General features: G+C 58.6%; 19 protein-coding genes. 15 read left to right on the forward strand and 4 right to left on the reverse strand.

Annotation, left to right across the window (positions count from 1 at the left end; genetic code table 11):
• Positions 1–6 precede the first annotated feature (6 nt).
• The 12 genes from nuoG (at position 7) to eboE (ending at position 14342) form a co-directional block, all read left to right on the forward strand.
• Positions 7–2589: an NADH-quinone oxidoreductase subunit NuoG gene (nuoG, locus tag WC600_13440; GenBank protein ID MFA4903733.1), complete on the forward strand. Its 2583-nt coding sequence runs from the start codon at positions 7–9 to the stop codon at positions 2587–2589.
• A 4-nt stretch (positions 2590–2593) separates the two neighbouring features.
• Complete coding sequence (nuoH, locus tag WC600_13445) at positions 2594–3595, forward strand: NADH-quinone oxidoreductase subunit NuoH (GenBank protein ID MFA4903734.1); 1002 nt, start codon at positions 2594–2596, stop codon at positions 3593–3595.
• An 82-nt stretch (positions 3596–3677) separates the two neighbouring features.
• Positions 3678–4259 (forward strand): methyltransferase domain-containing protein, encoded by a 582-nt coding sequence (locus WC600_13450; GenBank protein MFA4903735.1) that lies wholly within the window; start codon positions 3678–3680, stop codon positions 4257–4259.
• Positions 4260–4268: 9 nt separating this feature from the next.
• Positions 4269–4841, forward strand: a complete 573-nt coding sequence (gene nuoI / locus WC600_13455) for an NADH-quinone oxidoreductase subunit NuoI (GenBank protein ID MFA4903736.1) — start codon at positions 4269–4271, stop codon at positions 4839–4841.
• Positions 4842–4861: 20 nt separating this feature from the next.
• Positions 4862–5368, forward strand: a complete 507-nt coding sequence (locus WC600_13460; protein ID MFA4903737.1) for an NADH-quinone oxidoreductase subunit J — start codon at positions 4862–4864, stop codon at positions 5366–5368.
• Positions 5369–5371: 3 nt separating this feature from the next.
• Positions 5372–5683 (forward strand): NADH-quinone oxidoreductase subunit NuoK, encoded by a 312-nt coding sequence (gene nuoK, locus WC600_13465; GenBank protein MFA4903738.1) that lies wholly within the window; start codon positions 5372–5374, stop codon positions 5681–5683.
• Position 5684: 1 nt separating this feature from the next.
• Positions 5685–7655: an NADH-quinone oxidoreductase subunit L gene (gene nuoL, locus WC600_13470; protein MFA4903739.1), complete on the forward strand. Its 1971-nt coding sequence runs from the start codon at positions 5685–5687 to the stop codon at positions 7653–7655.
• Between the two features lie 12 nt (positions 7656–7667).
• Positions 7668–9176, forward strand: a complete 1509-nt coding sequence (locus tag WC600_13475) for an NADH-quinone oxidoreductase subunit M (protein MFA4903740.1) — start codon at positions 7668–7670, stop codon at positions 9174–9176.
• Positions 9177–9309: 133 nt separating this feature from the next.
• Complete coding sequence (wrbA, locus tag WC600_13480) at positions 9310–9924, forward strand: NAD(P)H:quinone oxidoreductase (protein ID MFA4903741.1); 615 nt, start codon at positions 9310–9312, stop codon at positions 9922–9924.
• Between the two features lie 139 nt (positions 9925–10063).
• Complete coding sequence (locus tag WC600_13485; protein MFA4903742.1) at positions 10064–11527, forward strand: NADH-quinone oxidoreductase subunit N; 1464 nt, start codon at positions 10064–10066, stop codon at positions 11525–11527.
• A 178-nt stretch (positions 11528–11705) separates the two neighbouring features.
• Positions 11706–12977, forward strand: a complete 1272-nt coding sequence (locus WC600_13490; protein ID MFA4903743.1) for a 3-dehydroquinate synthase — start codon at positions 11706–11708, stop codon at positions 12975–12977.
• A 150-nt stretch (positions 12978–13127) separates the two neighbouring features.
• Positions 13128–14342 (forward strand): metabolite traffic protein EboE, encoded by a 1215-nt coding sequence (eboE, locus tag WC600_13495; protein ID MFA4903744.1) that lies wholly within the window; start codon positions 13128–13130, stop codon positions 14340–14342.
• A 26-nt stretch (positions 14343–14368) separates the two neighbouring features.
• Here the strand turns inward: eboE and WC600_13500 are convergent, their stop codons facing one another.
• Both WC600_13500 and WC600_13505 read right to left on the reverse strand, forming a co-directional pair.
• On the reverse strand, positions 14369–14974 hold the full coding sequence (locus WC600_13500; protein ID MFA4903745.1) for an alpha/beta fold hydrolase: 606 nt from the start codon (positions 14972–14974) through the stop codon (positions 14369–14371).
• Between the two features lie 98 nt (positions 14975–15072).
• Positions 15073–15366: a GYD domain-containing protein gene (locus tag WC600_13505; GenBank protein ID MFA4903746.1), complete on the reverse strand. Its 294-nt coding sequence runs from the start codon at positions 15364–15366 to the stop codon at positions 15073–15075.
• Between the two features lie 198 nt (positions 15367–15564).
• On the opposite strand from WC600_13505, the gene WC600_13510 reads away from it, so the two are divergent.
• On the forward strand, positions 15565–17073 hold the full coding sequence (locus WC600_13510; protein MFA4903747.1) for a hypothetical protein: 1509 nt from the start codon (positions 15565–15567) through the stop codon (positions 17071–17073).
• A gap of 116 nt (positions 17074–17189) precedes the next feature.
• On the opposite strand, the gene WC600_13515 is transcribed toward WC600_13510, so the two are convergent.
• Together WC600_13515 and WC600_13520 are read right to left on the reverse strand one after the other, a co-directional pair.
• Complete coding sequence (locus WC600_13515; protein MFA4903748.1) at positions 17190–17555, reverse strand: hypothetical protein; 366 nt, start codon at positions 17553–17555, stop codon at positions 17190–17192.
• Positions 17556–18158: an IMP cyclohydrolase gene (locus tag WC600_13520; protein MFA4903749.1), complete on the reverse strand. Its 603-nt coding sequence runs from the start codon at positions 18156–18158 to the stop codon at positions 17556–17558.
• 245 nt (positions 18159–18403) lie between these two features.
• Between WC600_13520 and WC600_13525 the strand changes: the two genes are divergently transcribed.
• Complete coding sequence (locus WC600_13525; protein MFA4903750.1) at positions 18404–19609, forward strand: FAD-dependent oxidoreductase; 1206 nt, start codon at positions 18404–18406, stop codon at positions 19607–19609.
• A 139-nt stretch (positions 19610–19748) separates the two neighbouring features.
• Positions 19749–20339, forward strand: a complete 591-nt coding sequence (locus WC600_13530) for a 4Fe-4S dicluster domain-containing protein (GenBank protein ID MFA4903751.1) — start codon at positions 19749–19751, stop codon at positions 20337–20339.
• Positions 20340–22807: the final 2468 nt, after the last annotated feature.

The raw sequence follows: 22807 nt of genomic DNA on the forward strand, positions 1-22807 counted from the left end.
AGACTGATGCCCAAACTGACCATCGACAACCGGGTGATTGAAGTCCCAGAAGGCGCCAATGTGCTGGAGGCCGCCGAAAAATTGGGAATTATGATTCCCCGGTTCTGTTACCACCCGGCCATGGGGTCCATCGGGGCCTGCCGGGTTTGCGCGGTCATGTTTTTAGAGGGGCCGGTGAAGGGGGTGGAGATGAGCTGCATGACCAAGGCCAAAGACGGCATGGTCGTGTCCACTACCCACCCGGAAGCCATGGAGTTCCGCCGCTATGTCATCGAGTGGCTTATGTTGAACCATCCCCTGGACTGCCCAGTCTGCGACGAAGGCGGCCACTGCCTCCTCCAGGACGAGACCGTCTCCGGGGGCCACGGCATCCGGCGCTATTTAGGCCCCAAGCGCACCTATCACGACCAGGACCTGGGCCTGTTTGTCCAGCACGAAATGAACCGCTGCATCCAGTGCTGGCGCTGCCGCCGCTTCTACCAGGAGTTTGCCGGCTACCGGGACCTGGGGGCCATGGGGATCGGCAACCGCACCTATTTTGGGCGCTTCAGCGCTGGCGCCTTGGAAAGCCCGTTTGCCGGCAACCTCATCGATGTCTGTCCCACCGGGGTGTATACCGATAAACCCTCCCGCTTCAAAAGCCGGCGCTGGCACCTCGAGAGGGGGCCGTCCCTTTGCCTCCACTGCTCCCTGGGCTGCAACATCGTGGGCAGCGCCGAATACCGGGAAATGGTGCGCCTGGAAGCCCGCCTGCATGAGGACGTAAACGGCTACTTCATCTGTGACCGGGGCCGCTACGGCTTTTACTATGCCAATCTTCCTACCCGGCCCCGCCAGGCCAGGGCAGGAGGCCGGAACGTCCCCTGGGACGAGGCCATTCAGGCGGCCGCCGCGAGGCTGGCTAAGGTCAGCCGGAAGTACGGCCCCGGCGCGGTGGCCTGCGTCGGTGGCGCCCGCAGCAGCCTGGAGACCCAGGGAGCCCTCAAGCTCTTTTGCAGAACCCACGGCTGGCGGGACCCCCAGTTCTTCTGGGACCCTCTTCTAGAACGCAAAGTCAAGGCCGCGGTGGGCCGGCTGGATGAACGGCTGGCAGTTTCCCTGCGCCAGATTGAGGCCGCGGATTTTATCCTGGTCGCGGGCGTCGACCCCATCAACGAAGCCCCCATGCTGGCCCTGGCCCTGCGTCAGGCTCAGCGGCAAGGAGCCACGCTTGCGATCCTGGACCCCCGGCCCGTAACCCTGCCGTGCGAATTTCAGCACCTGGCGGTTGCCCCCGGAGAACTCGATACCGCGCTGGGCGCCCTGGTCAAAAACGCTCTGTCGTCCGATCAGGTGGCGGCCCTGCCCGAGCCCGCCCACGCCTTCTACGATGCCCTCCCCGGCCAGTACCCCGGTGACCCTAACCTGGCAGAGCCTTTGCCGGACCTGGCCGCAGCCTTGCAAAAAAGCCAAAAGCCGGTGGTGGTCTGTGGCACCGACATTGTCCGGGAGACCACGCCGTCTATCGCCGCGGAACTGGCCCTGCTCCTGCAAGCCGCCGGGAAACAGGCCGGATTATTCTATCTGTTGCCCGGGGCCAACGCCTTCGGGGCCGGGCTGATCATGACGCCGGACCAACCCAACCCCGCCGATCAGCCGCAGGCCCAGTGGCCCTGGGGCACGGCCGAGCTGGGGGAACCCCTGGGTCCCGGGCAGCACGCCTTAAGCGCCGACCAGATCCTGGAAGCCATCGACCAGGGCGAGATCAAGGCCCTGGTCCTGGTGGAAAACGACCCTTTCTGGCAGTCCTATGATGAAGAGCGGCTGGCCTGGGCCTTGGAAAGACTGGAACTCCTCGTGGTCCTGGACTATGTGCCGTCGCCCATGGTGATCCGGGCGAACGTGCTTTTGCCCACCATTTCTCTGTTCGAACGGACCGCGTCAAGTTTCGTCAACCAGGAAGGCCGGGCGCAAACGGCGCCACCGGTTCACTTCGGGGGGACGCCCATTGCCCTCATCAGCCCGGATCTTCATCCGCCCCGGACTTTCCTCGATCATGTACCCGGGAGCGATCCCCGCACTCCGGCGGAAATTTTCCAGGAGCTGACCCAGGCCGTCTCGAGGCTCAAGACCCCTGCCCCAGACCTCTGGGTCTGGCTGGCCCGGCAGAATCCCGTTTTCAGCCGCATGACCTCTTTGCCCGAGCACCCGGAGGGGGTCCGTCTGCTCCCGGAAGCGAACTCCGAGCCTGATTTTGCCGCGTCCTTTAAGCCGCCCGCAGCCTTGCCTCCAGATACCGTGGAACTCCTGCTGGTGGATTGGACCTTCGGCACTGAGGAACTGGCCGGTTACGCCGAAATCCTCCGGCGGGCGGAAACGCTCCCGGTACTCTGCATGCATCCCCGGGATGCTGAGAAATCTGGCCTGACAGACGGCAACCGGGCCGCCATCCATCTGCCCAAGGGGTCCCTGGCCGTCAAAGTAAAGGTAACAGCCGCCATGGCCCCGGGGGTGGTGGTGCTGCCCCGGCACCGGCAATTGGATTGGCGCAAGCTTTCGGAGACCCCGGTATATCTGACCCCGCAGCACATCGACAAGGTACAGGGATGATCCCATGAGCCTCTGGATTATTGGCATCATCTTATTGATCGTGAAACTGCTGGTGGCGCTGGTGGCCCTCCTGCTGTTTGCGGCCTACCTGATCTTGGTGGAACGCCGGCTCCTGGGCTTCCTGCAAATCCGCCTCGGTCCCAACCGGGCCGGCTACCAGGGACTTTTGCAACCCATCGCCGATGCCGTCAAACTCCTGACCAAAGAGGACCTCATCCCTCAGGGCGCGGACCGGTACATCTTTCTTTACGCCCCGGTGGTGGTGGCCTTCACCGCCATCCTCATCTTTGCCGTAGTCCCCTTCGCTCAAGGCTGGACCTGGCGCGGCCAACCCATCCCCGGGGTCGTGGTCGACCTCAACGTCGGCCTGCTCTACGTCTACGCCCTCTCTTCCCTGGCGGTCTACGGCGTGGCCCTGGGCGGCTGGGCCTCCAACTCCAAGTACAGCCTGCTTGGCGCCATCCGGGGGGCGGCCCAGATGATCAGTTACGAGTTAGCCCTGGGGTTGTCCCTAGTTCCCGTAGTCATGCTGGCCGGCTCCTTCTCCCTGGTGGACATTGTCAACGCCCAGGCCCGCTGCCCTTTTATCGTGTTTCAGCCGCTGGCCTTCATCATCTTTTTCATGAGTTCCCTGGCCGAAATGAAGCGCATCCCCTTCGATATCCCCGAGGCGGAGCACGAGCTTATCGCCGGTTACCACATGGAATACAGCGGTATGCGTTTCGGCCTCTATTTTCTGGGAGAGTACGTCACCATGGTGACCCTGGGAGCCCTGGTGGCGGTCTTCTTCCTGGGGGGCTGGCGCGGCCCGTTCCTGCCGCCGCTGTTGTGGTTTTTGATCAAGGTGGCCTTTGTTGCCTTTGTCATCATCTGGATTCGGGGCACCCTGGGCCGTCTGCGCTATGACCAGCTCATGCACCTCGGCTGGAAGCTCCTGATCCCGGTGGCCTTGCTCAACATCATCATCACCGGCGGGGCCATGCTGGCCTTTGGATACAAGTTGTAACCCGTAGGGGCGCACCTCTGTGTGCGCCCGGGATTAGGGAGGACACAGAGGTCCTCCCTACAAAAGTGATCGGTGGCTAAAAATGGTTCATCATACCGAGCCCCATAAACTCCCCGGCCAGGGGAAAAGCAGCTATGACCTGATCGACGCTGGCGCCCTCTGGGCCGAGCTCGATCTGGAGAAGGGGATAAATTTCCTCGATTTGGGCTGCGGGCAAGGTAATTATGCCCTGGCGGCCGCGGCAGTCATCGGGCCCACCGGTATAGTCTTCGCCGTGGACCTCTGGGAAGAAGGCATCGCTTTACTCCAAGACCGGGCGGCCAAAGCGGGCCTGACCAACCTCAAGGCCCTGGTATCTGCAGCGGGCCAAGTCCCCTTGGCAGACGAGAGCGTGGATGTGGGGTTTATGGCCACGGTGCTTCATGACCTGGTGGAGGCTGGGACTGCGACCGGCGCCCTGACGGAAATTACCCGGGTGCTCAAGCCCTGCGGGCGCTTTGCCATCGTGGAATTCGACAAGATCGACGGTCCGCCGGGACCGCCACGGCACATTCGACTGGACCCGGAGGAAGTGGAAACCCTGGTGGCCCCTTATGGGTTTAGGCGCCAAAAGACCGCCAAGCTGGGACCTTACAACTATTTGATTACTTTTATGAAATCTTGAAAAGGGCTTTTGCCGGGAACCGTAAACATGGAGGAGCAGCGCAACTGGATACAGGTAAGCGGCCGGGTGGTGGTCGGGCTCATGGATGCCTTTGCCATCGTGCTCCGGCATCTCTTCCGCCGCCCCGTCACTGAAGAGTATCCGGAATACAAGCGGCCCTTGCCCGAGCGCACCCGAGCCCGCATCATCCTCACCCGGGACCCGGAAGGTGAGGAACGCTGCGTCTCCTGTTATCTCTGCGCCGCGGTCTGCCCAGTCTCCTGCATCTCCATGCAAGGCGAGGAACGGGCCGACGGCCGCCGCTGGGCCAGGTGGTTTCGTATCAACTTCGCCCGCTGCATTTACTGCGGCCTGTGTGAGGAGGCCTGCCCCACCCTGGCGATCCAGTTGACCCCGCACTTCGAATTTTGCGACCTGGACCTCCTGAACCTGGTGGCGGAAAAGCACGATTTGCTCGTGAACCACGGCGGCAAGAACCACGACTATAATTTTTATCGCCATGCCGGGGTCACCATGGTGGGAGCCAAGGGCACCCACATCGATGAAGCCAAGCCGGTGAATCTCAAAAGCAATCTCCCTTAAAGGATGGACAGGACCGGGCCATGAACATCTACGTCATATTCTTTTACATCCTGGCCGTCATCATCGTGGCTTTCACCCTCCTGGCCATCACCCGGCGCAACGTCATGCACGCCATCGTTTACCTGGTAGGTTCCTTCATTGCCAACGCTCTGTTGTTCTATCTCCTGGGGGCGCCTTTTCTGGCGATCCTGGAAGTGGTCGTTTACGCCGGGGCCATCATGGTGCTGTTCCTCTTCATCGTCATGATGCTGGAAATCAAGCGAGACGAACGGACCCTATGGCCCTTTCTGCGACAATGGTTGCCGGCCCTGGCCCTGGCCGGGACCTCGTTTATCGTCATGTTCGTGCTCATTTTCCTGGAGTCGGGCAGCAACCTGTCCCTGACTCTGGTCATGGCATCGCCTCTGGCCTTTGGCCGTTTTCTCTTCCAGAAATATTGGCTGGGCGTGGAGATAGCTTCTTACCTTTTGTTCGTGGCCCTGGTAGGCGGCTTATACCTTGGCCGGGGCGAAAAAACCGGAGACTGATTTATGGTCACCCTTGTGCCTTACAGTCACGTGCTCATCCTGGCGGCGATCCTCTTTGTGCTGGGGGCCGGCTGCGCCATTGCGCGCCGCACCCTTATCATGATCTTGATCGGCGTGGAAGTAATGCTCAGCGCCGCGGGCCTGGCCTTTATCGGGGCCGCCATGCGCTGGCAGCAGTTGGACGGCCAAGCCTTCGTCATCTTCATCATGGCCGTGGCGGCCTCCGAGGTGGCGGTGGGCCTGGCCCTGGTCGTCTATTCCCAGCGCCGCACCGGTTCGGTGAATGCGGATGACTATGATCTTATGAAGGGCTAACGTGAAAATCGTTCTCCTGCTCCTGCTGATCTTTCCCCTCACGGGCGGCATCCTCAATGCCGCTATCGGCCGGCTGTTACCCCGGCGCCTCTCCGAGGTGATCGCCTGCTTAGGCGTTCTGGGAGCCCTGGTCATGGCCGCTGTTGCCCTGGGCCTGGCCGGAAAAGGGACCTACGACCTCACCTTCTTCCCCTGGATTAGAGTAGGTGAATTTTCCGCCGCCATGAACGTCCATTACGATCCTCTGGCTGCGTCCATGGCCCTTATGGTCACCTTCGTCTCCAGCATCATCCACATCTATTCTGTGGTCTTCATGCGCAAAGACTCCGATTATGTCCGATATTTCACCTACCTGAATCTTTTTGTCTTTGCCATGCTGGTGATCACCGTGGCCGACAACCTGATCTTCGTTTATCTGGGCTGGGAAGGGGTGGGATTCTGCTCCTATGCCCTCATCGGCTTCTGGTATACCAATGAGGACTTCGCTAATGCCGGCCGCAAGGCCTTTATTGTAACGCGCATCGGCGATATCGCCTTCGGGGTGGCCCTGGGCCTGTTTTTCATACTATTTCAGAGTTTTTCCATCAACTACATTGATAGCCATGTCTCTTCTCTCAGCACTAACATGGCTACCGTTTTAGCCCTGCTGCTCCTGTGGACCGCGGCTGGCAAATCGGCCCAACTGCCTTTGACCGTCTGGTTGCCGGACGCCATGGCCGGGCCCACCCCGGTGTCGGCCCTGATTCACGCCGCCACCATGGTCACCGCCGGAGTTTATCTGCTCATACGGCTGTTTCCGGTGGTGCAGATGGCTCCCATCGCCTTATTAATCATTGCCGTTATAGGCTCCTTGACCACCCTTTATGGCGCCCTGGCAGCACTCGCTCAAACCGACGTCAAACGGATACTGGCTTATTCCACCATCAGCCAGGTGGGTTATATGATCCTGGCCGTGGGCGCCGCCGACATCGTGGGCGGCATGTTCCACCTCCTGTCCCACGCCTTCTTTAAGTCGCTGTTATTCATGTCGGCAGGCTGTGTCATCCAGGCAATGGATGAAGAGCACAGCATTTTCAAGATGGGCAACCTCCACCGCTTAATTCCCATGGTCTCCTATGTATTTCTGGCTGGAGCCTTGTGCCTGAGCGCCTTTCCGCTCTTGGGAGGCTATTTCAGCAAAGATCGCATTCTGCTGGCCACCTTCATTTATCCTGATTCTACGTATAAAGTCCTCTGGTTCATCGCCTTGTTTGCCGCCTTCTTAACACCGTTGTACACGTTTAGAGGTTACTTCATCATATTCTTGAAGCGTCCCGGCGGCCGCCAGGCCGGAGAAGTTGAGCCCCTGCCCAAAGCCATGGTCTGGGTTTTGTGGCCATTAGTCATCCTGGCTTTATTTGATGGTCTATTAAACCTCCCGGGTGGGATCGGCAAGAATTTTCTGGGCCATTATCTCGACACTGTCCCCGGGGCCCGGCCCGACTTGGGGGCTTCCGTGTCGCTGGAATGGATCATGGGGATCATCAGCGCCTCCATAGTAGTGGTCTCCATGCTCCTGGCCTATTTCCGCTATGCCCATCGCCCGGTCAAAGAACCCGAGCACCGGGGTTTTCATGAGTTCTTGTTCTCCGGTCTCTATCTGGACCGGGCTTATCAGATCATTTTCGTCCGCCCTTATCAGAGCATGACCGAATTTATTAAGGTGCGAGTGGAAGATCGAGTCGTTGAGCCGCTTATCGACATCTCCGCCATGAGATCATTTCAGCATTTCTGGAATGTCGCCAAATATCTCTGGCTTGCCGTTGACGAACGCAGTGTTGATCAAAGTTACGCCAAAAGCGCCAGGGGCTTCATCTCCTTCTCCCGCGTCCTGGGATACTGGACTACCGGCAGGCTTTCCACCTACCTGACGATGTTACTGTTGGGACTGACCATATTCTTGGTGATTTTGGCTTATTGTTGGTTTTACTAACGGAGGCGAGACATGCTGCTGCAATTTCCTCTGCTGACCATAATCATATTCCTTCCCTTGGTGGGAGGATTTTTGGCGCTGGCCACCGGCAACCGTTATCCCCTCCTGTGTCGTTGGATCAGCCTCATCACAACAATTTTGGAATTCTTTCTGATAACCTCGATCCTCTTTCTGAATCTACAGCCTATTGCCGGCCCAAGCGGTGTCTGGCTGCTCGCGGAAGATTACCCCTGGATTTCGAGTTTTGGGATACGCTACGGCCTGGGGTTGGATGGAGTGAGCCTGCTCCTCCTGCTTCTCACGGCCTTTATCAACATCCTCTGCGTCCTCATTTCCTGGAGCGCCATTACCACCAAGATCGGCTCCTTCCATTTCTTCCTGCTCTTCTTGGAGTCCAGCGTTATGGGCCTGTTCATGGCCACCGATCTCTTGCTCTTTTACCTGTTTTGGGAAATCCAGATCATTCCCATGTTTTTCCTGATCGGTATCTGGGGCCATGAAAACCGGGTATACGCCGCGCTCAAGTTTGTTTTATTCACCTTGTGCGGCAGCTTGCTGATGCTCCTCGCCATGATCGCCCTTTATGTGATTCATGGGCAGCAAACCGGGGTTTATACCTTTGCCTATTACCAATTGATGCACACGCAATTTAGCCCCACCACTGAATATCTTCTCTATGCCGCCTTTATGCTGGCTTTTGCCATCAAGATCCCCATCGTGCCTCTCCATACCTGGTTGCCTTCCGCCCATACCCAGGCCCCCACGGCCGGCAGTCTGGATCTGGCCGGCTTACTCCTTAAAACCGGCTTTTATGCATATTTCCGCTTTGCCATCCCTCTCTTTCCCCTGGCGGCGCAAGCCTCCACCCCGTTCCTGATTGCCTTGGGATTGGCCGGCATGTACTACACCTCCTGGATCGCTTTGGCCCAAAGCGATATCAAAAGACTGGTTGCCTATTCCAGTATCGGCCACATGGGGCTGATGGTCGTGGGCGTCGCCGTCTGGAACACGCTGACCTTGAGCGGCTCCATCCTGCAAATGGTCAACCATGGCCTGACCACCTCGGCCTTATTCCTTATGGTGGGTATGATCGGTGAGCGCATCGACTCCCGGGAGTTTGGCGAATTGGGTGGCCTGTGGGGGAAGATGCCCGTGTTCAGCTTCTTTTTTCTGTTCTTTGCCCTGGCCTCCTTGGGTTTGCCGGGACTGAATAACTTCGTGGGCGAAATCTTGATTCTGGTAGGTCTCTTCCAGGCCGGGCCGCTTTTGGGCATCCTGGGCTTCGGCGGATTGATTTTTACGGTGATTTATATCCTCAGAATGGTCAAAGACGCCCTGTTCGGTGAACCGAGAGCAGAGCACGTCTGGGTGGATGTCAACGCTCGGGAAATAATCATACTCGTGGCCATGGCCGCCCCTGTTCTCTTCATCGGCCTGTACCCCGGGCCGGTATTGAGGCTCTTGGACCACCCGGTAAAGCAACTGCTGGTCCAATTCACTGGCCTGGCCACGGGAGGATGAGATTTTTTTGTAGGCGCGGACCTAGGTGTCCGCCCTATTTCGGGAGACCAACAACTCTCTCTACTCGTGCCCAAGCTGAGCTTGGGCTCCAAATTCATTCCCAAGTGCAACTTGGGAACGAGAAGGAAAAACCATGAAAATCCTCATCGTCTATTACTCCATGTACGGCCACATCCTGAAAATGGTGCGGGCCGCAGCCGAAGGGGCGCAAGCAGTTGCCGGCGCCGAAGTCATCCTGCGCCGGGTTCCGGACCTGGAATACAATCTTCCCAAATTACAGGGTAGCACACATGCCCAGGATGTATTGACGCAGCAAAAGGATATTCCCTTGGCCACCATTGCTGATCTGAAAGACGCCGACGGCGTCATCTTCGGCACCCCAACCCGCTACGGCAACATGTGCGCCCAGATGAAACAGTACTTTGATCAGACCATCGAGCTGTGGCTTACCGGCGCCCTGGAGGGCAAGCCCGCGGGTATCGTGGTGTCCACGGCCAGCACCCATGGCGGCCAGGAGACTACCGCCTTGACCATGATGGCTCCCCTGCTCCACCTGGGCTTTATCATTGTGGGCGTGCCTTATTCCACCCCGGGTATGCTTCACACCGAGGGCCGGGGCGGCACGCCTTACGCCGCCAGCACCATAGCCGGCGGACGTAACGAACTCAATCCCGCTCCGGAGGACCTGGAGATCGCCAAAGCCCTGGGCCGCCGGGTAGCGGAAATTACCAAAAAGCTCAAAAGTTAGAACTCACCCGGTAGCACAGGCTTTCCAGCCTGTGCAGCCTGCAGCGGGAAAGCATAGCGCATCCCGCCTTTGCCGCCTGGTTGGAGAGATAGAGGGTAAGAAAATCTTTTGGCAACGCTTATAAGAGGACACTAAAAGTATGGCAACCGACTGGATCGGCCTCCTCCCCATCCTGATTCTCGCGGGCGGCGGCACCCTCATCTTCCTGGTCGGCGCCTTTTGGCGAGGGCGGCCTGAAAGCTTCCTTTTTGCCTTGGCCCTGCTCACCGCCCTGGCCGCGGGTGCGGTGGCGCTGTTTCTGCCTTCTCCCAACCCGACCTTCGAGGGTATGCTGGACTTGGGCGGCTACGCCCGCTTCTTTACCCTGCTTCTGATGTTTATCACCACGGTGACCCTGCTCTTCGTGCGGCAATACGCCCTCGCCCACGGCTTTTCCGGTGATGAATTATACGCCCTGCTGATTTTTTCCGTCCTGGGGATGGTGCTGGTGGCCATCGGTATCAATTGGGTCATCTTTTTCCTGGGGTTGGAACTCTTGTCTCTGTCCCTCTACGTCCTCATCGCCATTAAAAAGGGCGAACCTTACGGCAATGAGGCGGCCTTGAAGTATTTCATCATGGGCGCAGTGGCCTCTGCCTTCCTGACCTTCGGCCTGGGATTGCTCTATGCCATGACCGGCACCCTTCAGATCGCCGAATCCCTGGCCGCGGCCCAAACCTTCCCCGACCACCTGTCGGTCATTATCCTGGCCCTGGCCCTGGTCCTCACGGGTATCGGCTTCAAGGTCTCCCTGGTGCCCTTTCACCTCTGGACCCCTGACGTGTACCAGGGGTCTCCGGCCCCCATCACCGCGTTTTTATCCACCGGCTCTAAGGTGGCCCTGTTCGCGGCTCTATTGCGGTTTTGCCTGCTGGTGGCGCCCCCGGTCTGGGACTACGCCTGGCCGATGTTGTGGACCCTGGCGCTCCTCACCATGGCCGTGGGCAACCTCACCGCCCTCTATCAAACCAAGGTCAAGCGGCTCCTGGCCTACTCCTCCATCGCCCAGATGGGTTACCTGTTCATGACGCTTTTAGCCGTCAGGGACGGCGGGGCGCCCGCGGTGATGTTCTACCTGGCGGTCTATGCCATCATGGACCTGGGAGCCTTCGGCATTATCGGGACGTTTTCCGAAGGCGACCCCGACCTGGAGGAGCTCACGGACTACCAGGGCCTGGGCTACACGCACCCCTGGCGGGCCGCCATCCTGGCCACCTGCCTCATCTCTCTGGCAGGTCTACCCCCCACCGCCGGGTTCATGGGAAAATTGGTGCTCTTCCGGGCGGTTCTCCAGGCCCACTTCACCATCCTGGCGGTGCTGGGCATGCTCACCGTGGTTGTCTCCATCTACTACTATATTAATTTTATGATCCACCTCTATATGCATGAAAGAAGGGCATGCGACCCGGTCGCCCCCGCCTGCGCCCTGATCCCCCCCGCCGACCTGGCCATTGGCTTGGCCTGCGCCGTGATCCTGGTAGGGATCCTCTGGTTGGGCGTCATCCCCGATTCCTTACTTCAGGTGATCTCAACCATCACCGCCGCTTTACCCAAACCGGTCTGATATCCCGGTAGCACAGGCTTTCCAGCCTGTGCCCTTCTTGTTCCTCCACTGTGCCTGGGGGTAAGTTCCCCACCATACCTTTATTTTTTTTCTGTAATACTGCCAAAGACGCAAACAGTGATTATCTTAAAACTTACAGATTCGGATCAAATCCTTATAAACTCCGGAGGACAGGGCCATGCCACCACCCCTGACCACCATTCAACAAGATATCCAGGTAAATTTCCGCTACGCCGTGCACTTCACCCGGGATCTTTTTGCCGCGGACAACGCCCTTTTTAAGGACATCGTGGCCCCGGACTCTGCCGGACCGCCCCGCAAACTCCTGGCGGTGGTGGATCGGAGCGTTCATCGGCGCCATCCCCAGCTTGTGTCCAAGATCGAAGCCTACTGCCGGCGCCATCCTGAGGCCGTCACCCTGGTGGGGGCGCCGCTTTTGTTCGAAGGCGGCGAGCATCTCAAGAATGACGCCCTCTTCGTCACTATCTTGCAGCAGGCTATCCATGCCGCCGGTCTCTGTCGCCACTCTTATGTGGTGGCCATCGGCGGGGGCGCTCTCATCGACCTGGCGGGCTTTGCCGCGGCTACGGCCCACCGGGGCATACGGCTGATTCGGGTTCCCACCACCGTCATGGCCCAGGCCGATGCTTCCATCGGCGTTAAAAACGGCATCAACGCCTTTGGCAAAAAGAATTTTATCGGCACCTTCGCCCCGCCGGCCGCGGTCTTGAATGATGCCGATTTTCTGCCCACTCTGACTCAGCGGGATTGGATCGGCGGCGTCGCCGAAGCTGTCAAGATAGCCCTGATCAAGGACTCGGACTTCTTCACCTTCATAGAGGAGCACGCCGAAACCCTGGCGCAACGGGACCTGGCCCTCATGCAGCAGGTGATCTACCGCTGCGCCCTACTCCACCTGGATCACATCGCCAACGGTGGCGACCCCTTTGAATTCGGCTCCTCCCGCCCCCTGGACTTCGGCCACTGGGCCGCCCACAAGCTGGAGCACTTAAGTGGCTTTGAGTTGGGGCACGGCCAGGCCGTAGCCCTCGGTATGGCACTGGATTCCACCTACGCTTATCTGACCGGACTCCTCCCCCAAAGCCAGTGGCAACGGATTCTCACCACCCTGAGAACCCTGGGCTTCGAGCTCTATGACCCCTGGATGGAGGCGCAGTACGGCCTTCTGGACGGCCTGGACGACTTCCGCGAGCACCTGGGCGGCCGCCTCACCATCATGCTTATTTGGGATATCGGCCAGGGGATCGAGGTACATGACATTGAGCCGGACGTGGTGCAGCAGAGCCTGACCATTCTGAAGAAGAGCGCCTCGGCCACTCCCGGGTACGCGGCCAGGATTGCGGTGCAAGGGGCGCCACGAACCGGTCGGCGCGCCCTCGCCCACACCAAACTCCGGCAGTTGCGTCTGCTGTCCTCCAGTAAGGGCTGATCTTTGCCGCAGGACCCGGATTCCGGTAGCCGCAGGCTTCACGCTTTAAAACTTCATCATCGGGAGTGGGCATACAATAGTCATGAATATGTGGCCTGCGCCTGCATTGACTAAACGCCAGTTGCCCTACTGACTACTAAGGAGCGCATCGTGCAAATCGGCCCGGAAGGTTTTTTCCACCTGACCTATTGTACTAAGGTCCATCCCGGCCACGGCTGGGAGGACTTAATGACCAACCTGCACAGCTACGTCCCGGCCCTGAAGGCCAGGCTGGCGCCGCAGCATGCCTTCGGCCTGGGTCTGCGTCTCTCCTATGCTGAAAGCGTTGAACTCCTGAACGGCAATCGGCTGGCCGAATTCAAGGACTTCCTGGACCATCACAACCTGTACGTCTTCACCCTCAACGGCTTCCCCTACGGTGATTTGACCGGTCCTACCGTGAAATCCGGGATTTTCGCCCCCGACTGGCGCGAGGAGGCCCGGGTCCGCTACACCCTGGACTTAATCGAGATTCTCCGGCGGCTGTTACCGGCCGGCGTGGAGGGCTCCATCTCCACCATTCCCCTGTCCTACAAAGCCTGGATAGCCCCAGCCGATATGGAGGCGTGGGCCCGGATGACATGTAACCTGGTGCGGGTAACCGCAAGACTGGCTCAGATTAAAGCGGAGGAGGGGAAGCTGATCCACCTGGACCTGGAGCCGGAGCCTGATGGTCTGCTGGAACAAAGCGCAGACGTGGCGGATTATTTCCGGGACTGGCTCCTGGTTGGAGGCGCCCACCTGCTGGCGGAGAAAATGCAGATCGATGTGCCCTCTGCCCGCCGGCTCCTGCTTTCGCACCTCCAGGTCTGCCTGGACACCTGTCATCTGGCCGTGGCCTACGAGGACCCTGTAACTGCTCTTGATAACCTGGCAGAGTATGGCATCGGCGTGGGTAAGGTCCAGGTCACCGCGGGCCTCAAAGTGGAACTGCCTCAAGAGAAAGGGCCGCGAGAAGCCCTGACCCGGCAATTGGAGCCCTTTGCCTGCTCCCCTTACCTGCACCAGGTCATCGGCCGCGACAACGGTGGCCGTGGGATCCGGTTTCCCGACCTGGCTCCCGCTCTGCCGCACCTGGCCCAGGATGACGGCTGCCACTGGCGCATCCACTACCACATGCCCCTCTATGTGGAACAGTATCAGCGCCTAAGCTCTACCTGCGACGAAACCCGGGCGGTCCTGAGCTTGCTCAAGGACCAGGGCTTTTCCCGCCACCTGGAGATCGAGACCTACACCTGGGAGTGGCTGCCCCCGGACCTCAAGGTGGACCTCCTGGACTCGCTTCACCGGGAATACCTCTGGGTGCTGGATGCGATGGCACCGTAGGGACGGACTAGCGTGTCCGCCCTCATCTATAACGGGAAGTCCCGTAGTATCCGAAACAGCTCATCTTCTCCACCCCCGAAAAAATGGTCCGCGCCCTGAATGACCCTGACTGCAGGCTTCGTCCGGCCCTCCGCCAGCAAAGCCTCCAGGCTTCCCAGGGGACAGAGTTCGTCTTTATCCCCCACCGCGATGAGCTTGAGCCCCGGCACTTGCGGCAGGAAGCTCAGGTCCATAAAGGCGATGGGGGGCGATATGAATATGGCCCCATCCGCGTCCAGGCCATCTAACAACGCCCGGCCCGCTACAAAGGCCCCGAAGGAATACCCCACCACATAATAGGGTCCTGACGTCCGGGACTTGACAAACGCCAGAGCCGCGGCCACATCCGCCGCTTCCTCCCAGCCTCCGCCATACGTCCCGGTGCTGCGCCCTACCCCCCGGAAGTTGAAGCGCAGCACCGCCATACCCCGGGCCGCAAAGGCGCGCGTGGCCGTCCACACCACGTTGTTGGCCATGCTGCCCCCAAACAGGGGGTGGGGGTGGGTGATGACCACCCCGCCGGGTGCCGTGCCCGGCGCCAACACTCCTTCCAGGGTAACTCCCGCGCCTTGAATGCTGACTTGTTCCTCCATGGCTCTCCTCCGCTGCAACGCAGCATATCACAGCCATCAGTCAAGCAAGCGGAAAGAAAAAAGCGGCCCAGGCCGCCGTCGAGAGGAGCAAAAGGTCCTTATTTCATAGCAGCAAAGAGACCCTTAGCTTCGGCTTCGCCGAAGGCCTGCAGAGTCTCGGTCTGGCCGCCGTATTTTTCTCTAAACGGGAGGATGAGTCTGGCTACGGTTTCAGCATTAGGAGCTTCCAAAATACACAGCTCATCGTATTGCCCCATTAATACGTACCAGCCTTTGATTTGCGCCCCCATAGCCGCAACTACTTTCTTAAACTCTTCGGCCGCCCCGGGCGCATCTTTAAATGCGCTCAGACTCTTTTCCGTCCATTTGACCAATACCACGAATGTCGCCATTCCTCGACCTCCTTCCGCTAATTAATCCCTTCAAGCTGACCCCATTATGGCGAAGGTGCGCCCTCAATGTCAACTATTTAACATTCTTAGAGATATAAACTTTGCCCCCAGAACCCGGATCGATTTTGATGGATTTGCTCGCCTAAGATAAGATATGATAACGATTCATCTAACATCACTTTGGGCCAGAGCTGCACTATGACCGAAACGAAAATAGGTTTTGTGGGAACTGATGGCAGGACTCTTTTGGCCGCCCTAGAGACCAGCCGCGCCACGAGCGAGCTCTATCCTGGGGTTTATCGCGGCGTCGTGGTCAAAGGCACCGGCGCTATGGAGCCTTTCGCCCAAAAATTGGGCTGGCCCAGCGATTTCATCCCGGTGCCCGACAACTCGGCCCCGGCCTACGCCGCAGCCCTGATTAGGGCCTTTGAGGAAAAAAACCTGGACGTGGCCCTGGTCATGCCCGAAGGCTTGCTCTTCGAAGGCCTGATAGACCGGGTGAGCGAAGCCGGGTTTGGGGAGCAGCTCATCGGCTTGGGCAGCTTGGGCGCCGAGTACGAAGCTGACAAGATCGCCTGCAAGCGTTATTGCGAGAAAGTTGGCATCCCGGTGGCCCCGGCCTGGACCGCAGTGGAAGCCCGGGACTATCCCGCGGTGCTGGCCACCTGCCTGGCCTATATTCACGATTTCGGCGGCGCAGTCTTAAAATATCCTTACAGCGCCGGCGGCAAAGGTGCGCGGGTTATCCTCAATACCTGGGACGTTAAAGACGTCTACGCTGTCCTGATGAAAGACTACAAGGACGCCTACACCCGGTTTTGCGGCAAAAAAAATCCCTGGCCTCTGCTCATCGAGGCTCGCATGTCCGGGGTGGAGACCAGTTTCACCATCCTGGTGGACGGCCACGGCCATTATCAAATTTTGCCCACCGCCATGGACTACCCGGAACGCTTCGACCGCCCGCCGGGGTTGGACAATCCCATAACCGGCGGCATGGGCTCCATCTCGCCCCACCCTATGGAATCTCCCGCCCTGATGGAACTGGCCGACGCCACCCTGGCTCAACCCCTCATCCGGAGCCTGAAAGACAAGGGCGTGTTGCGCCCTTGCGTGCTCTATCCGGGCTGCTTCGTCTCTTTCGACGGCAATTTTCAGCCTACGGCCATCCGGGTATGTGAAATCAACATCCGCCCCGGGGAGCCGGAATTCCAGCCCGTAGTGAAGCGGTTGCGCAACCTGGGTCCGCTGGTCAAAGCCATGGCGCACGGCTACCTGCACGAGGTCGCCCCGGAAGTAAGGTCCGATCAGGTCTCTCTGTGCATTGCCCTGGTGACCGGCCCGGGTGGCCCCAAACAGCAGAAAGGCTACCCCTGGTCCCTGACCAAGGGAGAAGTGGTGGAAATCGATTTCGACTATTTCGACAAGAAGAAAATCACCGTGATCCCGTCCGCCATGGATTATACGGACGGTGTCTTCAAATCCGACGGCTCCCGGGTGGCCTATCTATTGGCCAACGCCACCGTCAAGGACAACCAGACCATGGGCCAGGCCGCCGAGACCCTGCGTCAGAAATTGCTCAATGCCTTCGACAACGGCAAGATTCGGGTGATCCCCCGGGAAGATGACCACGGTAACCGCCTGGCCCTGCGCCGGGACATCGGGGTGCATTACCACAAGGCGGAAGCACTAAAGAGCAGTGGTCAGTGATCAGTGGTCAGTTTTAAAAAATTCAATTCTCCTCTCGCAGCCCTGTTCAGGTATTGGCGCCCCCCTAACGAAACCACTAATCTTCTTTTCACTGGCCACTGACTACTGACCACTGATCACTGCACCTGCTCCTCCCCCGGCTCCACCTGGAATTTCAGAGCCTCCAGCCGGTTCGTGCTGTCGATGTAACGGTTCCAGATATCTCTGAGATCCTGGATGGCCCGTTTCACGTCCGGCTCCACCCCTTGAGCCCGCAGTTGCCCCAAGCCATAATAGAGTTCGTTCAAGAGCCGGATTTGGGTGATGCTCACCACCTGCTCCATCGCGTCCTCGCCTATGGCATTCAGGTCCAGCTTTTCCAATTCCGACAGCTCGTTGAGGATTTCCATGGCGATGCCGGTGAGCAGGTCCTGGTAATAGTTGGGGCCGCTCAGATCGATCCGGCAGCCCCGGCTCATGGTAATGCTTGGAGGAGCGCCCATTTAGCGGGCCGGGTCCTTGTCCGCCAGGTAGCGATAGATGGCCCCATCGTATTCGTGGGTCAGTTTAAAGACCTTGCGGGCCAGGTTAAAGCGGGTGGCGATAGTGGTGGCGCCCTGGTTCTGCTTCATCTCGGCCATGATCTGGGGATAATCTGTCGGCTCCACTATCACAGTTACATCCTGGTAATTCTTGGCTGAAGCTCGCAGCAAGGTGGGGCCGCCGATATCGATGTTTTCGATGGCGTCCTCCAAAGTGCAGCCGGGCTTGGCGATGGCCTGCTCAAACTGGTAGAGGTTGACCACCACCAGGTCGATGGGTTTGATGCCGTGCGCGGCCATCTGCTCTAAGTGGCTGGCCAGGTCCCGGCGCCCCAGGATACCGCCGTGGATCTTGGGGTTGAGGGTCTTGACCCGGCCGTCCAGCATCTCGGGGAAGCCGGTGAACTCGGAGACCTCGACCACGGGGACGCCGTGGTCCCGCAAAAGCTTGGCGGTGCCTCCGGTGGACAGGATTTCTATCTGGTAGCCCGCCAGAAATTTGGCGAACTCCGCCAGACCGCTTTTATCGGTAACGCTCATCAAGGCCCGGGATATGGGTTTCAAGGGGTTCCTCCTCTATAATCGACACCAAGCACAGGCTGGAAAGCCTGTGCTACCACAGGCGGGCGGGGACGCCCGCCCTACCGAACTGTAGGGGCGGGTTTTAACCCCGCCCCTGAGCCGTCATTTCTCCAGATTAATTCGCCTTACTATCGGAAAACCTACTATAAGTCCTGAATTTCCGCAAGGCCGGAAAGGCCCGCCTATTTTTCTTTTCAGAACGCGGCAATCTGCGGTAAGATAACGTCATGCGCTACGTGATTATCGGGGCCAGCGCCGCGGGGTGCAAGGCTGCGGAAACGCTGCGCCGCTATGCCCCGGACAGCCCCATCACCGTAATCAGCGAAGAAGCCCAACCCCTGTACAGCCGACCCTTGCTGACCTATCTCTTGAGCGGCGAGGTTTCCCGGGAGAAGGTCTGGCTCAAGGGGCAGGACTATTTCCGGGAATGGGCCCTTGACCCGGTCCTGGGGGAACCCGTGACCCGGGTTGACCCCGAGGGCCACACCGTACACCTCCTGGGCGGGAGAGTCATTTCTTATGACCGGCTGCTCATCGCCTCCGGCGCCCGGCCCCGCCTGTTGGGGCTTAGGGGCGAGGACCTCGCCGGCGTCTACACCCTGCGCACCCTGGCCGATTGGCAGCGGCTGGAGGCCGGCCTGCCGCCTACCGGTCAAGTCGTGGTGGTGGGCGCAGGCGCGGTGGGCTTAAAGACTGCGGACGCCTTGGCCCGGCGCGGCTTACAGGTGACCCTGGTGGCCCGGGGGTCTCAGCCCCTGTCCCGGGTCCTGGACCCCGCGGCGGCGTCTCTGCTCCATACGGCCATCACCCGCATGGGTATCGAGATTATTTACCATTCCTGGCCCGAAGCCATCTGGGGAGAGGGCGGCCAGGTTCGCGCCCTCACCCTGAACGAAGGCCGGGAAGTCCCCTGCCAGGCGGTGCTCTTCTCCATCGGGGTGGCCCCGAATGTGGAGTTCCTGGCGGGGACCAACCTGGCGGAACCCGATGGTATCCTCGTAGACCAGCGCCTGGGCACCGTCGATCCCGACATCTTTGCCGCGGGTGACTGCGCCCACTCGTATCACCTGCTTACGGGCAAGCGGGCCGGCTACCATATCTGGCCCGCGGCGGTGGCCCAGGGCCGCATCGCCGGGGCCAACCTGGCCGGTGCAAACCTCACGTACGACGGCTTGCTGCCCCAGAACAGCCTGTCTTTGCGGGGCTTCCACATCATCACCGGGGGCCTGGGACCTTTAGACACCACCGACTGCGAGATCGTCAGCGAATTCAATCTTACCCGGAGCCATTACCGCCGCCTGGCCTACCGGGCGGGTAAATTGGTGGGCCTCACCCTGGTGGGTGCGGTGGAAGATGCGGGCATCTACTTTCAACTCATGGCCCAGCAAACCCCTGTCCCTGACCAAGTCCAGCCGGGGCGGATGTGGGGGTGATGACGACTCTCACCATATTAAGAGGTGCCCAAGCTGAGCTTGGGCTACAAATGGGTTCCCAAGTACAACTTGGGAACCAGAAGATAAGGATGGCGGGCACTGAGGCCCGCCCCACTGATTTTTTTTGGAGCACTAAGTTATGAAAACCGTCATTGTTCGCCCGGAGCGTTGCGTTGGCTGTCTCCAGTGCCGTCTGGCTTGTGCGGTGGAGCATTCGCAAACCAAGAATTTGGCTGCGGCCATTCTCGAGGCCACCCGGCCGCAGGCCCGGCTGCGCATCTATCCCGGACAAAAGCACCAGGCCTTTCCCAACAAGTGCCGCCATTGCGACCCGGCCCCCTGTCAGGAGGTCTGCATCGCCGGGGCCATCAAGCGGGACGCGGCCCGGGGCACCGTGGACATCGACCCGCACCGTTGTATCAGTTGCGCCATGTGCGCCATGGCCTGCCCCTTCGGTGTCCTCACCTACGGGCCGGTGCATGCCGCGCCGGACAAGCTTGCTGTGGCCCTCAAGTGCGACCAGTGCCCGGATCGGGAAAAGGCCGGGAAAGTTCCGGCCTGCGTGGCAGCCTGCAAGGCAGGCGCCCTGACCTACGGCGGCTGGGAGGACGCCCAGGCCGACAAAGGCCGGTCTATTGCCCGGGCCTTCTTTGCGACGCTCCCCGCCTCGGATGTTGCAGCGACGAAGCCATTGATCCGCCTCTGGCGGGAAACCAGCAGTGGCCGGTAGGCAGGATGCGGCATAAAAGTCAGGGGGCGGGCTCATTTTGTCCGCCCCGCGTTTTTGAAAAACTCTGTTCCCCACCTTCGTAAAACCGGCTCCCGGTTTGCACAACCCTCGAAATTCCAGCAAAACTGGTGCACTTTTTCATCCTAAACTACCCCCAAAAAGCCCTGAAATTTGTCGTCGCGGGCAGATTTGGGGGGGAAATCGCGGGACGCGTGCGGGTACGTTGCAAGGTCCCCTCGCGCTGTACCCGGCCGTAAGCCGCGTGCAGGCGTGCTCTACCCGGCTCTTTGCCAAGGTCGTGCCACGGTCGTGCCGCCCTGGTCCCGGGGTAAATATCCGGCTCCCGCACAATTTAGTTATTAATATCAATGGATTTCTGATGGGCTGGCAGCCTCGTGCCGGGACGCGGTACGGGTGGGGCGGGTTCAACCTGCCGATTATCCTCAGGTTGATTTTATATGTCTCACTTCTATCCCGGCAAGGCATGGGGACAGCATAAACCCGGGACCGGGAAGGCAGCCAGCAGCGCTGAGAAAGATGACACGCTTTTCAGGGGGGTTGGATCAGGATTCTCGCCCATATCCTAAAATATGGCGAGGCAGAATTGATCACGACTTAAGATCGACACCACGTTATCTTTTGGAAATATTCAAGATAGATAGCTGCCGCAGCTCACCTGAACAGGATTTACCGCATAGACTACAGTTATATTTTCGATGATCTTTGGTTCCTTCCGAATCATACCTAAGGGTACTTCTTGCTATCTAAGAATGATCGTTATAGCCATTTCCATCAGGCTTGCCTGGTCTTATATTGCACCATAGAAAATTTATCATTGGTTGCCCAGCCTGGTTTTGCATGCAAATTAGGCCCTCGACCTGCCGGATTGAGAGATCGATGGCTTGCAATGGCGACATTATCGCTGTTCGCTGAGGAGGTTGCGATGTTGAGTACTAAGGAAAACCTGACGAAGTTGGACGGGAACGGCTTGGTATCAGTATGCAGTTGGTGCAGGAAAATCCGCGATCACTACGGGGATTGGATAGACCCGGGGGAGGTTTTCTTCAATCATGTTGGGGGGAAGCTCACTCATACCATTTGTGAGAAGTGCAGTAACATATATTTTCCGGATTTTTCGAGAGGAAGTTGTGAGTCTCATCAACATAATTATTGATTCTGATCAACAAGTTAATTCTTAATTAAGTTCAACAACTCCACGGTGGCTTAGAGCCTTCTCCTACAAGCCGTCTCCGGGGGAACAGCCCTCACGCTAACCCTCTCCCAAAAGAGGAAAGGAGTATAGAAGGAAAGAACTTTTGAGGTTCTTGCAACAAGCCGGCTGGTCATCCTGAGCGGAAGAAGGATCTCGTAGTTTAAAGTAGTTATGAGATTCTTCGGTCGCTTCGCTCCCTCAGAATGCAGGCGCGGAGATATTTGTTAGAGGCCCTTTTGGCATCGCTATATACTCATTGCCAAAAGAGCCTCTTGCAAAATTGCCGAGGCCGCGGGTTGTACCATGAAAATCCAAATCCCCCTAAATCCCAGCAGTGTCCGGTTTGGTTTTTGCAAATTGAGGAAGTTCGTTGGGCGTAGTCCAACAGCTCAAAAATTCGCTGTGCACTTCCGGCTCCGAGAAGATTACTTCCCCCTCACCCTAACCCTCTCCCCCATTGAGGAGAGGGGATAAAGTGGAGCCGATTTAATGCCTTATGGTTACTAAAACGGCCACATCTCCTACCCCCTCTCCACCCGCTTCGGGGGGAGAGGGCTGGGGTGAGGGGGGCAGCACAACCTCATGCAATTTTCTAACCGGACATTGCTGCCTAAATCCCCCTTTTTCAAAGGGGGACTTTGATTCGCACAGGCGAGACGCCTGTGCCACCGAGGAATTTATAATCGCCCAGATAAAATATCGACCTCAACGAGACTTTTGCAAGAGGCTCAAAAGTTTTTTCTTATCCACCCCTCACCCTAGCCCTCTCCCACAAGGGGAGAGGGGAATAAAAGGAAAGAACTTTTGGCAATCGCTATAAAATCGGTTTTTGTCCTGCGAAACAAAGTGAAGGGTCTCAGCCTTTTGAAAAAGCGAGATTCTTCGCTGGGTTCAGCATGACAAAAAGATCGGGGAGACGCCGGCGCCACCAAAAAAACGGGGCGGATACACAGGTCCGCCCCTCCATTGCAGATGGGAATATCTTACGGAAAGGCCGGGATGCCAGTTATACCGGCTCTTAAGAAAATGCGTTCAAACAGGTAATTTGTGAGCCGCAGACTTTGCCATGAAAGTCCAAATCCCCCTAAATCATCCTTTTTCAAAGGGGGACTTTTTATCCCCATCCCTTAATACCAAGTTGCGTCCATAGAAGTAAAAATAGCTTCGGTTTTGTAGGATCGTACCTGCATGTTCGGCCACCATGAGGGCGGACACATAGGTCCGCCCCTACAAAAACAAAATTACCTGTATGAGC

It is taken from the genome of Desulfobaccales bacterium (genome assembly GCA_041648175.1).
Classification (GTDB): domain Bacteria; phylum Desulfobacterota; class Desulfobaccia; order Desulfobaccales; family 0-14-0-80-60-11; genus 0-14-0-80-60-11.

Excerpts from the sequence above, each read along its gene's own strand:
- WC600_13450 (MFA4903735.1), top strand. The coding sequence starts at position 3,678 with ATGGTTCATCATACCGAGCCCCATAAACTCCCCGGCCAGGGGAAAAGC.
- WC600_13515 (MFA4903748.1), bottom strand. The coding sequence starts at position 17,555 with ATGGGCGCTCCTCCAAGCATTACCATGAGCCGGGGCTGCCGGATCGAT.
- WC600_13505 (MFA4903746.1), bottom strand. The coding sequence starts at position 15,366 with ATGGCGACATTCGTGGTATTGGTCAAATGGACGGAAAAGAGTCTGAGC.
- wrbA (MFA4903741.1), top strand. The coding sequence starts at position 9,310 with ATGAAAATCCTCATCGTCTATTACTCCATGTACGGCCACATCCTGAAA.
- WC600_13530 (MFA4903751.1), top strand. The coding sequence starts at position 19,749 with ATGAAAACCGTCATTGTTCGCCCGGAGCGTTGCGTTGGCTGTCTCCAG.
- WC600_13500 (MFA4903745.1), bottom strand. The coding sequence starts at position 14,974 with ATGGAGGAACAAGTCAGCATTCAAGGCGCGGGAGTTACCCTGGAAGGA.
- nuoK (MFA4903738.1), top strand. The coding sequence starts at position 5,372 with ATGGTCACCCTTGTGCCTTACAGTCACGTGCTCATCCTGGCGGCGATC.
- WC600_13475 (MFA4903740.1), top strand. The coding sequence starts at position 7,668 with ATGCTGCTGCAATTTCCTCTGCTGACCATAATCATATTCCTTCCCTTG.
- nuoG (MFA4903733.1), top strand. The coding sequence starts at position 7 with ATGCCCAAACTGACCATCGACAACCGGGTGATTGAAGTCCCAGAAGGC.
- WC600_13485 (MFA4903742.1), top strand. The coding sequence starts at position 10,064 with ATGGCAACCGACTGGATCGGCCTCCTCCCCATCCTGATTCTCGCGGGC.
- WC600_13460 (MFA4903737.1), top strand. The coding sequence starts at position 4,862 with ATGAACATCTACGTCATATTCTTTTACATCCTGGCCGTCATCATCGTG.
- WC600_13490 (MFA4903743.1), top strand. The coding sequence starts at position 11,706 with ATGCCACCACCCCTGACCACCATTCAACAAGATATCCAGGTAAATTTC.
- WC600_13525 (MFA4903750.1), top strand. The coding sequence starts at position 18,404 with ATGCGCTACGTGATTATCGGGGCCAGCGCCGCGGGGTGCAAGGCTGCG.
- nuoH (MFA4903734.1), top strand. The coding sequence starts at position 2,594 with ATGAGCCTCTGGATTATTGGCATCATCTTATTGATCGTGAAACTGCTG.
- WC600_13510 (MFA4903747.1), top strand. The coding sequence starts at position 15,565 with ATGACCGAAACGAAAATAGGTTTTGTGGGAACTGATGGCAGGACTCTT.